15 protein-coding genes are annotated in these 12246 nt (G+C 53.8%); 14 read left to right on the top strand and 1 reads right to left on the bottom strand.

Annotated elements, in window-relative coordinates:
• Nucleotides 1-208 precede the first annotated feature (208 nt).
• The 3 genes from AC3G2T_RS30855 (at nucleotide 209) to coaD (ending at nucleotide 1755) form a co-directional block, all read left to right on the top strand.
• Nucleotides 209-310: a YjcZ family sporulation protein gene (locus AC3G2T_RS30855; RefSeq protein ID WP_488437902.1), complete on the top strand. Its 102-nt coding sequence runs from the start codon at nucleotides 209-211 to the stop codon at nucleotides 308-310.
• A gap of 362 nt (nucleotides 311-672) precedes the next feature.
• Nucleotides 673-1227 carry a 16S rRNA (guanine(966)-N(2))-methyltransferase RsmD gene (gene rsmD / locus AC3G2T_RS30850; protein ID WP_474686623.1) on the top strand — a complete coding sequence of 185 codons (555 nt, stop codon included), beginning with the start codon at nucleotides 673-675 and terminating at the stop codon, nucleotides 1225-1227.
• A 24-nt stretch (nucleotides 1228-1251) separates the two neighbouring features.
• Nucleotides 1252-1755, top strand: a complete 504-nt coding sequence (gene coaD, locus AC3G2T_RS30845; RefSeq protein WP_474686624.1) for a pantetheine-phosphate adenylyltransferase — start codon at nucleotides 1252-1254, stop codon at nucleotides 1753-1755.
• Between the two features lie 17 nt (nucleotides 1756-1772).
• Here coaD and AC3G2T_RS30840 read toward each other — a convergent pair whose 3' ends face one another.
• Nucleotides 1773-3065, bottom strand: a complete 1293-nt coding sequence (locus tag AC3G2T_RS30840; protein WP_474686625.1) for a nucleoside recognition domain-containing protein — start codon at nucleotides 3063-3065, stop codon at nucleotides 1773-1775.
• 125 nt (nucleotides 3066-3190) lie between these two features.
• On the opposite strand from AC3G2T_RS30840, the gene AC3G2T_RS30835 reads away from it, so the two are divergent.
• The 11 genes from AC3G2T_RS30835 (at nucleotide 3191) to rnc (ending at nucleotide 12031) form a co-directional block, all read left to right on the top strand.
• Complete coding sequence (locus AC3G2T_RS30835; RefSeq protein ID WP_474686626.1) at nucleotides 3191-4315, top strand: SepM family pheromone-processing serine protease; 1125 nt, start codon at nucleotides 3191-3193, stop codon at nucleotides 4313-4315.
• A 90-nt stretch (nucleotides 4316-4405) separates the two neighbouring features.
• On the top strand, nucleotides 4406-4912 hold the full coding sequence (locus tag AC3G2T_RS30830) for a YceD family protein (RefSeq protein ID WP_474686627.1): 507 nt from the start codon (nucleotides 4406-4408) through the stop codon (nucleotides 4910-4912).
• A 31-nt stretch (nucleotides 4913-4943) separates the two neighbouring features.
• A complete protein-coding gene (gene rpmF / locus AC3G2T_RS30825) occupies nucleotides 4944-5117 on the top strand; it encodes a 50S ribosomal protein L32 (protein ID WP_235121874.1) in 174 nt (57 codons plus the stop codon).
• A 112-nt stretch (nucleotides 5118-5229) separates the two neighbouring features.
• Nucleotides 5230-5877 (top strand): transcription factor FapR, encoded by a 648-nt coding sequence (fapR, locus tag AC3G2T_RS30820; protein WP_474686628.1) that lies wholly within the window; start codon nucleotides 5230-5232, stop codon nucleotides 5875-5877.
• A complete protein-coding gene (gene plsX, locus AC3G2T_RS30815) occupies nucleotides 5861-6850 on the top strand; it encodes a phosphate acyltransferase PlsX (protein WP_474686629.1) in 990 nt (329 codons plus the stop codon). Before fapR ends, plsX begins: the two co-directional genes overlap by 17 nt.
• A gap of 10 nt (nucleotides 6851-6860) precedes the next feature.
• Nucleotides 6861-7847 (top strand): beta-ketoacyl-ACP synthase III, encoded by a 987-nt coding sequence (locus AC3G2T_RS30810; RefSeq protein WP_474686630.1) that lies wholly within the window; start codon nucleotides 6861-6863, stop codon nucleotides 7845-7847.
• A 49-nt stretch (nucleotides 7848-7896) separates the two neighbouring features.
• Nucleotides 7897-8835 (top strand): ACP S-malonyltransferase, encoded by a 939-nt coding sequence (gene fabD / locus AC3G2T_RS30805; RefSeq protein WP_488437901.1) that lies wholly within the window; start codon nucleotides 7897-7899, stop codon nucleotides 8833-8835.
• Between the two features lie 48 nt (nucleotides 8836-8883).
• A complete protein-coding gene (gene fabG / locus AC3G2T_RS30800) occupies nucleotides 8884-9624 on the top strand; it encodes a 3-oxoacyl-[acyl-carrier-protein] reductase (RefSeq protein WP_474686632.1) in 741 nt (246 codons plus the stop codon).
• A gap of 84 nt (nucleotides 9625-9708) precedes the next feature.
• Complete coding sequence (acpP, locus tag AC3G2T_RS30795) at nucleotides 9709-9942, top strand: acyl carrier protein (RefSeq protein WP_235121879.1); 234 nt, start codon at nucleotides 9709-9711, stop codon at nucleotides 9940-9942.
• A gap of 90 nt (nucleotides 9943-10032) precedes the next feature.
• Complete coding sequence (fabF, locus tag AC3G2T_RS30790; protein WP_474686633.1) at nucleotides 10033-11268, top strand: beta-ketoacyl-ACP synthase II; 1236 nt, start codon at nucleotides 10033-10035, stop codon at nucleotides 11266-11268.
• Nucleotides 11269-11329: 61 nt separating this feature from the next.
• Nucleotides 11330-12031, top strand: coding sequence for a ribonuclease III (gene rnc / locus AC3G2T_RS30785; protein WP_488437900.1), 702 nt, complete (start codon nucleotides 11330-11332; stop codon nucleotides 12029-12031).
• Nucleotides 12032-12246 lie beyond the last annotated feature (215 nt).

Raw genomic sequence — 12246 nt, 5'->3', positions numbered from 1 at the left:
TTTATAAAATGTTAAAAATAGATTCAGCTTATTTTAAGATTCAGAGCGTATATTTAGTCTCAGACCCCCCTTTAAATATATGTTTTTTCCCGCCAAAAGGCGGGTATTTTTTTATATGACAATTCACGCTCTTGTCCAAGCAAAAAAACGCGATTTACATAGAATAACAGTGTAATACAAGAATTTATCATGAAAGGAGTGCTTGAATATGGCAGTTGCAGTTGGAGATGGAATTCGTAGAAACAGAGCGGTAGAAATTTTGGTGCTCTTCATCCTGTTGGTTATTATTACTACAGCATTTTGTTGGTAAGGTTTTCGGCAGCGTAGCAGTTTAAGCTCCTCAACACCAGGTATCGGCGGCGAGCCGATATCGAAAAACGCCTCCGAACCCACTTCTTGCAAGTGGAGGAGGCGTTTTTTCGTATCCGGAAAAATATAAACGGCGGTCATTTGCATGACCGCCTCATGGGAGAGGAGAAACCGGACGAAGAGCTTATGGGGAAACGTAAGTCTTCTCCGCGGTTGTCTACGACATTCTCAGATGTCGATAATTCAAGGATGACCGTTTTCAAGAAAATTTATACATGATGCAGACAAATTTTTTGTTTCCGCCCGAAGGTTGTGGTACGATAGCAACATAAATGAACCGGCAAGAAGGGGAACTACGAGAGCATGAGAGTCATTTCAGGCAGCGCCAAAGGCAGGGCGCTAAAGGCCGTACCGGGTATGAGCACGAGGCCCACGACGGACAAGGTGAAGGAAGCGATCTTCAGCATGATCGGGCCTTACTTTGACGGCGGGCAGGTGCTCGATCTGTTTGCAGGTACGGGAGGTTTGGGAATCGAAGCTTTAAGCCGCGGCATGAGCAGAGCGGTTTTTATTGATGTGGAGAAAAAAAGCGTCGATACGGTGCTTCACAATTTGCAGGCGGCCGGACTGAAGGAGCAGGCGGAAGTATTCCGCAACGATGCGGTCCGCGCGCTGAAGGCGCTGGCGAAAAGAGAACGGCAGTTTGAATTGGTTTTTCTCGATCCGCCTTACAAAATGAAGGCGATTGCCGAACTGATCACGGCGATGGAAGATCAGGGGCTGCTGGCATCGCAGGCGGCTATCGTGGTCGAACATGATGCGGAGGATGTGCTGGCCGAGACGATAGGCGGCATGGAGCAGCAGCGCCGGGCGGAATACGGCGATACGGCTGTGACGATATACAGCCGGACCTCGTAGACAAATGAAGGAGAGATGAGCATCATGAAGAGGCAAGAACACGGCATTACGGTAGCGGTGTATCCGGGCAGTTTCGATCCCGTTACTTACGGTCATCTTGATATTATACATAGAGCGGCGAAAGTGTTCGACAAACTGATCGTAGCGGTGCTGAATAACACGTCCAAAAATCCGCTGTTTCCGATCGAAGAACGGATGGACCTTATCAAAACGGTAACGAGAGATTTGCCGAATGTGGAAGTGGACGGCTTCCGCGATCTTTTGATCAATTATATGAAACAAAAAGATGTGAACCTCATCGTCAGAGGGCTCAGAGCGGTATCCGATTTTGAATACGAGCTGCAAATGGCTTCGACCAACCACAAATTAAATGAAGATGTCGAAACGTTTTTCATGACGTCCAAGCCGAAATATTCGTATTTAAGCTCCAGTATCGTCAAAGAGATCGCCAGATTCAACGGTCCGGTCGGAGATTTGGTTCCGCCGGAGGTGGAAGAAGCGTTGAAGATTAAATTTCCGGCGATATGAACGAAACCCGCCGTATGTCAGCGGGAATTCATGTTTTGCCATGTGCGGATGGACAGCGAAAGCAGCAACATCGCCCCCAGCAGGACAATCAGCTGCGCGGACACCGCTGCCCACAGCGCCCATATCCGTTCGCCTGCGAAAGGGAAAGGGCTTGCAAAGCTGGCGGCCGGGGCTGCATTCAGCCATAGAAAGCTGGGCTCGGCTTGTTCCAGCAGCGGCTGAAGCGGCTTCCACAGCGCAAACGTCAGTACGAACGCAAGTGTGCCGTGCAAGGAGCGGGCCAGGAAAAAGGGGAAGTAGCGCACGTCGGTTTTCTGATGAAATCCGGCTGCCTGCGCATGGGCCGACAATCCTCCCCAGCCCAAAAACGCGCTGAGCAAGGCCATTTGCCACGGGAGCGCTAGCGGTTGCGTCTGGCTGAAGGCGTAAGCGCCAAGATGAATTTCAAACAAGGCTTTGATCCATTGCGGAGCAATATCCGTATCGAGCTTGGCGATAGCCGCGGCGGCGCCAATAACGAAGCGCACGCCTTCTATTAGGTGCGTAATGGTGATGACGTTGATCAATACGGAGAAAATCATCATGTACCCGCCGATCAGCATGAGCGCCTGGACGGAGGAAGTGACCGAATCGCCGAGCAGCTTGCCGAAGGCGCGCCCATCGTGCAAATAGGCTTCGCGCATGCTCTGCGCCGAACGTTTCCAGATGGAAGCCCCGTTATGCATCGAGGGCTGCTTGTGCTCTTCGGAGAGGGGCGGGCTCTCCTGCGTCTGCTTGTGTCCGCCGCGGTTTCGCCACAGCAGCCCTGCAAGGATTGCCGACAAGTAATGGATGACAGCGAGAAGGAACCCTAGTCTGGCGCTGTGAAGGAAGCCGACGCCGACGACCGTTATTAGAAAAAGCGGGCTGCAGAGGTGGGACAAGGCGTTCAGACGCTCCGCTTCGGAACGGGAAAGCAAATTTTTTTCTCGCAGCGCTGCGGTAATTTTGGCACCGGCAGGAAAACCTACTATGAGACCCGATGCCAGCGCCCAGCCGCTCACTCCGGGAAGGCGAAAGAGCAGCCGCATCAGCGGGGTGAGCAAGGTGCCGATTCCTTGAATGACGCCGAACCCGATCAGCAGTTCCGTCATAATAAAAAAGGGCATAAGCGCCGGAAATACCAGCTTCCACCAAATGGAAAGCCCGGCGAGCGAGGATTGAAAAGCCTGATCCGGGAATAAAATGATCGATATGACGACGACCGCAGCCAAGGCTCCGAGCAGCGCCGTGGTAAGCCTGCTGCCGGTTCGTCTGTTCAAACGCTGCATGGAATCACCTCGTCCTTTAAATATGCTACATGTGTACGCGCCAAGCGGCAGCTTTAGACCAAGCATTGCGAATGCCGTCCGCAACGGAAGGCCTGAACGACATCATCAAACGGAGGGAAAGCAGTATGGACGACAAGGAAGAAAACGGCATCCGTACATGGTCTAACAATTCTTACCGTCACCCGGGAAGCGGGGGAATCAGACGTTACCTGGTTTCCATTCTGGTGGGTGTTGTGATTATTTATCTTCTTTTCTTCGTTTCGCTGCCGTATTTTATTTTTATGCCCGGAACGGCTGAGAATATCAGACCGATGGTGACCGTCGCAAAGGGCGCGGATCCCGAGAAAGGGACGCTCATGCTGACGACCGTGCGGGTCGCGGACGCCAACGTAGTGAATTATGTGGTCGCATTGCTCAATCGTTATGAAGAGATTCAGCCCAAATCGAGCGTTTACCGCAATGGGGAGTCCGAGCAGGAATACACGCAGCGGCAGGAATACGTCATGCTGACCTCGCAGGCCAGCGCCATGCAAGCGGCTTACATGAAAGCGGGCGTCCCTTATCATATCAGCCACGAAGGCGTGATGGTGCTTCAGACGCTTCCCGGCTTGTCCGGTGAAAAAGTGCTGAAAGCGGGCGATGTGCTGCTGAAAGCAGGCGATACGGACATCAAGGCGGCTCAGGATTTACTGGACACGCTGAAGGGAAAAAAAGCCGGCGAGACAATCGACATCACATTTAAAAGAAACCAGGTCGAACAGAAGCAGACGCTCGCGCTCGGACTGCTGCCCAAGCAGGAAGGGTCAGGCCAAGAGCAGCGGGCCGGCATCGGCGTAGTGCCGGCCGATATGCAGTCCGTAAAAGCGGACAACGCACAGCAGCAGGTTACGATTAAAGCCGGGGAAATCGGCGGTCCCTCCGCCGGTCTGATGTTCTCGCTCGAAATTTATAACCAGCTTGTCCAAGGCGACATTACCAAGGGCCACCGCATCGCCGGGACGGGGACGATCGATGCCGACGGCACTGTGGGGCCGATCGGCGGCATTCAGCACAAAATTATTGCTGCCGACAAGCAGGGGGCGGAATATTTTTTCGCGCCGAAAGACGTGACCTTTAAGGACGGCACCAAGATTCAAAACTATACCGATGCGGTGGAAAGAGCCAAACAAATTCATTCCAAAATGAAGGTAGTCGAAATTGCCACGATGGACGATGCCTTGAAGTTTTTGAACGACTTGCCGGCCAAATAACATCGGCCCGCAAAGAAATTGTGCGCCGATTGGTTGACAAATGACGAATATACTGGATATAATAATCTTTGTTTGTTTGGGGTGATAATCATGCAGATTTACTTGAAAGATCTTGCTCTCAAAGGACAACCGGTTCATTTAACGGAAGATATGAATCTGGCCGCGGCTTTTCAAGGCCGGCAAGATATCCTTCGCTACAGTCCCGTGCATGTCGATCTTCATGCAGTGCATGAAGGAGGGGCGGCTAAAGTTAACGGTACGTTAACGATGGATTTGGAGTTAAGCTGTTCACGATGCTTATCGCACGTCAAGCAAACAATCGAGCTTCCTTTCCGGGAAGTTTTCACGCAGAAGCTGGATGAAGACGCCGACGATAACGAGGATATTCATCTGGTAACTGAAGATAAAATCGATTTGGAGCCTTACGTGGTCGAAAATGTAGTGGTCGGTTTACCTTACATACCACTTTGTGACGAAGCGTGTAAAGGTCTCTGCCCCGTGTGCGGAGGGAACCGCAATCTGCACGATTGCGGCTGCAAGCAGGACACAACAGATCCAAGGCTTGCAGGTCTCGCGGACTTTTTCAACAAAGAATAGCGGAATGAAATTCTCTTAAGGAGGTGGGAATATGGCAGTACCTCAAAGAAGAACGTCCAAAACTCGTCGCGATAAGCGCCGTACTCACTTTAAATTGGAAGTTCCAGGAATGGTAAAATGCGACCAATGCGGAGAGCTCAAGCTGGCGCACCGCGTTTGCAAAACTTGTGGTTCTTACAAAGGAAGAGAGATCGTAAAAGCATAAGCAAGCCAATATAGTACTTCATCTTCGTGTGAGGTGCTATTTTTTTTTGCTTTCTTTTTGTTCTTAAATTTAATATACTACAATTTAGTATCTGGTAATAAGATGAGCTATAATGCAACTCTCAAATGATAAGGTGGTGCTCGTCATCGAACGCCTTCCTAAACGGCAAAGGCAGCAACAGCTGCTGCAAGAGATCGAAGCGAACCCTTTTATGACCGACGAAGAGCTGATGCGCAAATTTCAGGTCAGCATTCAGACCGTCCGATTGGACCGGTTGGAGCTGGGCATTCCCGAACTGCGGGAACGGATGAAGCACATGGCCGTAAAGACGTACGATCAGGTGCGTTCGCTATCTCTGGACGAAGTCATTGGCGAAGTTATCGATATTCAGCTGGATCAAAGCGGTATCTCGATATTTGAAATTAAAGAGGAACACATTTTTTCCAGAACGAAAATTGCCAGGGGGCATCACATTTTTTCCCAAGCCAACTCGCTTGCGGTTGCCGTCATCAACGATCCGATCGCGCTGACCGCATCGGCGGACATCCGGTTTCTCCGTCCGGTTAAACTTGGAGAGAAATGTATCGCGAAAGCGTATGTCAGATCGGTTTCCAGAGGGAAGGCCCGGGTCGAAGTCATTTCCTACGTAGGGGAAGAGGCCGTATTTCAGGGCAATTTTGTCATCTTTCATTCGAAAAAAGAACAGCCTAACAATCAAGCATCTCAAGAGGAGGACAAGCTGCATGCGGATAGCGATTGACGCCATGGGCGGCGACAATGCCCCCAAGGACGTAGTGGAAGGTGCGCTGGAAGCGGCAAAAGAATGGAGTGACGCAGAAATCATTCTGGTCGGCAATACCGCAGCCATAGAAGCGTTTTTGCAAGAGAAGCCGGCCAACGTAACGATCAGGCACGCGGAGGAAATCATCGAAGCGGACGACGAGCCCGTAAAGGCGGTGCGGCGGAAAAAGGATTCCTCCATGGTCGTAGCCGGACGGATGGTCCGGGAAAAAGAAGCGGATGCGATGATATCCGCAGGCAATACAGGGGCGCTCATGACGACAGGGCTGCTCATCATCGGCAGAATTGCCGGAATCGAGCGCCCGGCGCTTGCCCCGATGATTCCGACCATTAACGGCAAAGGCCTGCTGGCACTCGATCTCGGCGCCAATATGGACGCTACGGCCGAGCATTTGTCCCAATACGCCATCATGGGCAGCATTTACCGCAACAAGGTCCATGGCATTGCGAAACCGCGGGTCGGGCTGCTCAATGTCGGCACGGAAGCGATGAAAGGCAACGAGTTGACGAAAGCGGCCTATCCGCTGCTGGAGCAGGCCCCGATTCATTTTGTCGGCAACGTGGAGTCGCGCGACGTGCTCAGGGCCGAATGCGACGTGCTGGTCTGCGACGGCTTCGCCGGCAATATTATGCTGAAGTCGCTGGAAGGCGCCGCATCGGTATTTTTCTCGGTGCTGAGGACGGAATTTACGCGGACGTGGTATTCCAAGCTGGCGGCGGCTATTTTAAAACCCGGCATTATGAAATTCAGAAAGCAATTCGATTATAAAGAGCACGGCGCCGGCCCGCTGCTCGGCATCCAGGGCTTGGTGCTCAAATGCCACGGCTCGTCCGACGCCAATGCGATCAAAAATGCGGTCCGCCAGGCGAGAGTGGCGCTGCAAAACGATCTGGTAGGGGCCATATCAACGGAAATCAGTCACGGGAAGTGAGAGGAACGACATGAATTTAATACCGGTTGGAGTGCTCGGCGCGGGGAAATATGTGCCGGATCGGATATTGACGAATCAAGAGCTGGAGACGATGGTCGAAACGAACGATGAATGGATTGTCACCAGAACGGGAATCCGCGAGAGAAGAATCGCCGATGCCGCACAAGCTACGTCCGATCTGGCGTACGAGGCTTCGCTCATCGCCCTGAACAATGCGGGCATTACCCCCGACCAGCTCGATTTAATTATCGTGGCGACGATTACGCCGGACATGGCGTTTCCTTCGACCGCCTGCGTGCTGCAGGAACGGCTCCGCGCTAAAAAAGCGGCGGCATTCGATCTGTCCGCCGCATGTTCGGGCTTTATATACGGATTGGCGAATGCGTCCAATTTCATCGCCACAGGCGCGTACAAATATGCGCTCATCATCGGAGCGGACTGCCTGTCGAGAATTACGGATTATACGGACCGCAATACGTGCATCTTGTTCGGCGACGGAGCCGGGGCGGTCGTGATCGGCGAAGTGCCGGAGGGAAGAGGCTTCAAATCGTTCGAATTGGGAGCCGACGGTTCCGGAGGCGAGCTTCTGAAAATCGCCGGAGGCGGATCGCGGCGCCCGGCTTCCAAGGAGTCGCTGGACGAGCGTCTGCATTACATTTATATGGCCGGCGCGGAAGTGTTTAAATTTGCCGTGCGGATTATGGGCAACGCCGCCGACGAGGCGCTGCGCAAAGCCGGATGGGACAAGAGCGACATCGATCTGCTCGTGCCGCATCAGGCGAACATGCGCATCATCCAGTCTTCGCTGAGCAAGCTTGAACTCAGCGAAGACAAATGTATGATCAACCTGGACAAATACGGCAATATGTCGGCAGCCTCCATTCCGGTGGCGCTCGCGGAAGCCGCGGAGCAGGGCAGAGCAAAAGAAGGAGACCGCCTGATCCTCGTCGGCTTCGGCGGAGGTTTGACCTGGGGCGCATCCGCGCTGGTCTGGTAGAAGGTTTGGCATTGGGCCGATATTGATTGAGAGCGAGGAACCTTTTTATATGGGTAAAATAGCGTTTGTTTTTCCGGGACAAGGCTCTCAAGCCGTGGGCATGGGCAGCGATTTGTATCAGAACCATGCGGCCGCGAAGACATATTTTGACCGGGCGGACGAAGCGCTTGGCTTCAAGCTATCGGACCTGATTTTTCAAGGGCCGGAGCAGGAACTGAAGATCACGTACCACACGCAGCCTGCGCTGCTGACAACAAGCATCGCTTGTCTGGAAGCGTTCAAGGCTGCGGGCGTGAACCCCGACTATGTCGCAGGACATAGTCTCGGCGAATACAGCGCGCTCGTCGCCGCAGGCGTGCTCGCTTTCGAAGACGCGGTCCGCACCGTGCGGGCCCGCGGCGAGTTCATGGAGCAGGCCGTCCCCGGCGGCCTGGGCGCAATGGCGGCCGTGCTGGGAGCCGAGCGCGAAGCGCTGGCGGAGCTGTGCACGGCCATCAGCGGCGGCGGCTCCGTCGTGGAGCTCGCCAATGTGAACTGCCCGGGACAGATCGTCGTCTCGGGCAGCAGGGAAGGCGTCGCCGCGGTCGCGGAGCGCGGCAAGGAAGCTGGTGCGAAGCGCGTCATACCGCTCGAGGTGAGCGGGCCCTTCCACTCTTCGCTCATGAAGCCGGCGTCCGAGCGCCTCGCCGAGGTGCTCGCGCGCGTGCCGATGAGCAAAGCGGCCGTGCCTGTCGTGGCCAACGTCACGGCGCGGCCGGTCGTGCAGCCCGATGAAATCCGCGGGCTGCTCGCAGAGCAGGTATACTCCCCGGTTCTATGGGAGGATACGGTCCAATATCTGATCGGCCAAGGCGTCGATACGTTCATTGAGCTCGGCTCGGGGACAGTGCTCGCCGGACTGATCAAGAAGGTGGACCGCAGCGTGAAAGCCGTATCGATCGGCAGCCTGGAAGCGCTGGAGAAATATGTGCAGGAAGTTCACGTGTAAGCGGAAAGTCAAGTTCATGCGTCAGAACGAAGGAGGTCAGCATTACATATGCTAACGGGTAAAGTTGCGCTTGTTACGGGCGCTTCAAGAGGGATCGGCCGTGCGATCGCTCTGCATTTGGCCGAATCGGGCGCAGATGTGGCCGTCAATTATGCCGGCAGCGAGCAGGCGGCGCAGGAAGTCGTTGCCTTGATCGAAGCGATGGGGCGCAAAGCCGTCAAGCTTCGCGCCGATGTGAGCGGCAGCCAGGAAGCCGAGGATTTGATCAAGCAAACGCTGGAGGCTTTTGGCAAAATCGACATCCTGGTGAATAATGCCGGGATAACGAGAGACAATTTAATCATGAGAATGAAGGAAGAAGAATTCGATCAGGTTATCGCTACCAATCTCAAAGGCGTCTTCAACTGCATCAAGGCAGTGACGCGCCCGATGATGAAGCAGCGTTCCGGTCGGATCATCAATATATCTTCCGTAGTTGGCGTGCTCGGCAATCCGGGGCAAGCTAACTATGTGGCGGCCAAAGCGGGAGTCATCGGCCTCACCAAAGCGACGGCGAGAGAGCTTTCCTCCCGCGGCATTACCGTCAACGCGGTGGCGCCGGGCTTTATCGAGACCGATATGACCGACAAGCTGTCCGCCGAGCTGCGCGAGAGCATGCTCGCGCAAATCCCGCTGGCGCGTCTGGGGCAGCCGGAAGAAATCGCCAAAGCCGTGCGCTTCCTGGCTTCCGACGACGCTTCCTACATGACGGGCCAAACCCTGCATGTGGACGGCGGCATGTACATGTAAAACAGGCCCCCACGGGAACTGCAAAATTGCCTACTGGCAATCTGTCCAAGTTTCTCGTATAATACCAAGGAGGAGGTGAACCGGATGTCCGACGTATTGGATCGTGTGAAACGAATTGTAGTCGATCGTCTAGGGGTAGATGAGGCTGAAGTCACCCTCGAAGCATCTTTCAAAGAAGATTTAGGTGCTGATTCTCTCGATGTAGTAGAATTGGTAATGGAACTAGAAGATGAATTCGATTTGGAAATTTCCGACGAAGATGCCGAGAAGATTACTACTGTAGGAGAAGTTGTGAATTACATAAAATCTCATACGTAAAATCTTACAAGTCCCGTTTTCTTAGCAAGACGGGACTTCTCTCCATCTTCACTAACAAACAATGCTTTCTTATATAGAGGTGGTAGTGCAATGAACAGAGTCGTTATTACTGGTATGGGCGTAGTTACGGCCCTTGGTCAAGATTTGGAAACGTTTTGGGCGAATTTGACGTCGGGCAAGTCCGGAGTGAGCATGATCGAAAATTTCGATGTAAGCGAATACTCTACCCGCATCGCTGCCGAGGTCAAAGACTTTGATATCGAGCAGTATGTGGATCGCAAAGAAGCCCGCCGCATGGACCGTTTCGTGCAGTTTGCCGTTGCGGGTTCGATCAACGCGCTTAAAGACGCTAACCTGAACGTGAAAGAAGATACCGACCCCGAACGCGTGGGAGTCTCCGTAGGCTCGGGAATCGGCGGTTTGAACACTTGGGAAGAGCAGCACCGCACTTTGCTTGAAAAAGGTCCGAAACGCGTCAGCCCGTTCTTTATTCCGATGATGATCGCGAATATGGCCTCCGGCCAAATCTCGATGATCACCGGCGCCAAAGGACCGAACAGCACGGCCGTTACGGCTTGTGCAACGGGCACGCACTCGATCGGCGACTCCTTTAAAATGATTCAGCGCGGCGACGCGGACGTGATGATCTGCGGCGGCGCCGAAGCGACCATTACGCCGATCGGCGTAGCCGGTTTCTGCGCGCTGCGCGCCATGTCGACACGCAACGAGGAGCCGCAAAAGGCGAGCCGTCCGTTCGATACGGATCGTGACGGGTTCGTGATGGGCGAAGGCGCAGGCGTTCTTATCATCGAATCGCTGGAGCACGCGCAAAAGCGCGGAGCGCGCATCTATGCGGAAGTGATCGGATACGGCATGAGCGGGGACGCTTACCATATGACCGATCCGGATCCGGACGGAGCCGCCCGCTGCATGGCCAAAGCGATCAAAGATGCGGGCATCGCGCCGGAAGCGATCTCCTACATCAATGCGCACGGAACTTCGACGCCGGTAGGCGACAAATCCGAAACGACCGCAATTAAAAAAGCGCTCGGCGAGCACGCATACAAAGTGGCCGTCAGCTCGACCAAATCGATGACAGGCCATCTGCTTGGGGCAGCGGGCGGCGTAGAAGCCGTTATATGCGGCTTGACGATCGCGAATAACACGATTGCGCCGACGATCAATATCGACAATCAAGACCCGGAATGCGACCTTGACTATGTGCCGAACGTAGCCCGGACAACGAAAGTGGACATCGCGATGTCGAATTCGTTTGGCTTCGGGGGACACAATGCGACGATCATTCTGAAAAGGTTTGAAGCATAAATTGCCTTCCTGCGAAGAAAGATAATGCACATATCATTCTCTCTGGGCGGTGAACAAAGCAATGAACCGGGATGTTAAAGAACTGCAAAATCGAATCGGCATCACGTTTCGGAGGCCGGAGCTGCTGAGGCAGGCTTTCACGCATTCTTCGTACGTCAACGAGCACCGGATCGCCGGACATAAGGATAACGAGCGCCTGGAGTTTTTGGGAGATGCCGTTCTGGAACTAACTGTTTCGGAATTTTTATACGATACATATCCGGGACGTTCGGAAGGCGAGTTGACGAAGCTGCGGGCTTCGATCGTATGCGAGCCTTCGCTCGTCACGTTTGCCGAGAATCTCGACTTCGGCGCCTTCGTCCTGCTGGGCAAAGGGGAGGAGCTGACCGGCGGCCGATCCCGCCCGGCGCTGCTCGCCGACGTGTTCGAGTCTTTCATCGGGGCTTTGTACCTGGATCAAGGGCTTGACAGCGTGAAAAACTTCCTCAAGAAGCACGTTTTTGCCAAAATATCGAATGTCGGCAAATTGCTGGTCATCGACTACAAAACGCAGCTTCAAGAGCATACCCAGCACCATAACCTGGGCTCTCTGGAATACCGGATCGTAGATGAGCGCGGACCAGCGCACGAGCGGGAATTCATCGCAGAGGTGTATATGGACGAGGAACTGCTCGGCACGGGAGCCGGCCGTTCCAAGAAAGAGGCCGAACAGCAAGCCGCTTCCGGTGCGCTGTCCAAGCTGAACGTAGCGGTTGAGCGGTAACGATAATCGAATGATCAAGGAAAAAGAGGCGGCTGCGGCTGCCTTTTATTTATGAAAAAGAACTTTTTGGGGTGATCGGGGGGAGACCCCCAATGTTGTCAGGTTAAGCGGTTATAGCCCCCGCCGCTTGGTCTTCGTGAATTTGTTAGCTTTTGTCTGTTTGTTCCGTTTGAAAGAGCGATCCTTCACTATGGGGACGATGTTGCGCTGAAGCT

This window comes from Paenibacillus sp. sgz302191 (assembly GCF_057749925.1).
This window is presented reverse-complemented; position numbering and strand designations above follow the sequence as displayed.

What these genes read in the sequence shown, in the direction of transcription:
- AC3G2T_RS30855 (WP_488437902.1), top strand. Translation starts at nt 209, where the DNA reads ATGGCAGTTGCAGTTGGAGATGGAATTCGTAGAAACAGAGCGGTAGAA.
- rsmD (WP_474686623.1), top strand. Translation starts at nt 673, where the DNA reads ATGAGAGTCATTTCAGGCAGCGCCAAAGGCAGGGCGCTAAAGGCCGTA.
- coaD (WP_474686624.1), top strand. Translation starts at nt 1,252, where the DNA reads ATGAAGAGGCAAGAACACGGCATTACGGTAGCGGTGTATCCGGGCAGT.
- AC3G2T_RS30840 (WP_474686625.1), bottom strand. Translation starts at nt 3,065, where the DNA reads ATGCAGCGTTTGAACAGACGAACCGGCAGCAGGCTTACCACGGCGCTG.
- AC3G2T_RS30835 (WP_474686626.1), top strand. Translation starts at nt 3,191, where the DNA reads ATGGACGACAAGGAAGAAAACGGCATCCGTACATGGTCTAACAATTCT.
- AC3G2T_RS30830 (WP_474686627.1), top strand. Translation starts at nt 4,406, where the DNA reads ATGCAGATTTACTTGAAAGATCTTGCTCTCAAAGGACAACCGGTTCAT.
- rpmF (WP_235121874.1), top strand. Translation starts at nt 4,944, where the DNA reads ATGGCAGTACCTCAAAGAAGAACGTCCAAAACTCGTCGCGATAAGCGC.
- fapR (WP_474686628.1), top strand. Translation starts at nt 5,230, where the DNA reads ATGCAACTCTCAAATGATAAGGTGGTGCTCGTCATCGAACGCCTTCCT.
- plsX (WP_474686629.1), top strand. Translation starts at nt 5,861, where the DNA reads ATGCGGATAGCGATTGACGCCATGGGCGGCGACAATGCCCCCAAGGAC.
- AC3G2T_RS30810 (WP_474686630.1), top strand. Translation starts at nt 6,861, where the DNA reads ATGAATTTAATACCGGTTGGAGTGCTCGGCGCGGGGAAATATGTGCCG.
- fabD (WP_488437901.1), top strand. Translation starts at nt 7,897, where the DNA reads ATGGGTAAAATAGCGTTTGTTTTTCCGGGACAAGGCTCTCAAGCCGTG.
- fabG (WP_474686632.1), top strand. Translation starts at nt 8,884, where the DNA reads ATGCTAACGGGTAAAGTTGCGCTTGTTACGGGCGCTTCAAGAGGGATC.
- acpP (WP_235121879.1), top strand. Translation starts at nt 9,709, where the DNA reads ATGTCCGACGTATTGGATCGTGTGAAACGAATTGTAGTCGATCGTCTA.
- fabF (WP_474686633.1), top strand. Translation starts at nt 10,033, where the DNA reads ATGAACAGAGTCGTTATTACTGGTATGGGCGTAGTTACGGCCCTTGGT.
- rnc (WP_488437900.1), top strand. Translation starts at nt 11,330, where the DNA reads ATGAACCGGGATGTTAAAGAACTGCAAAATCGAATCGGCATCACGTTT.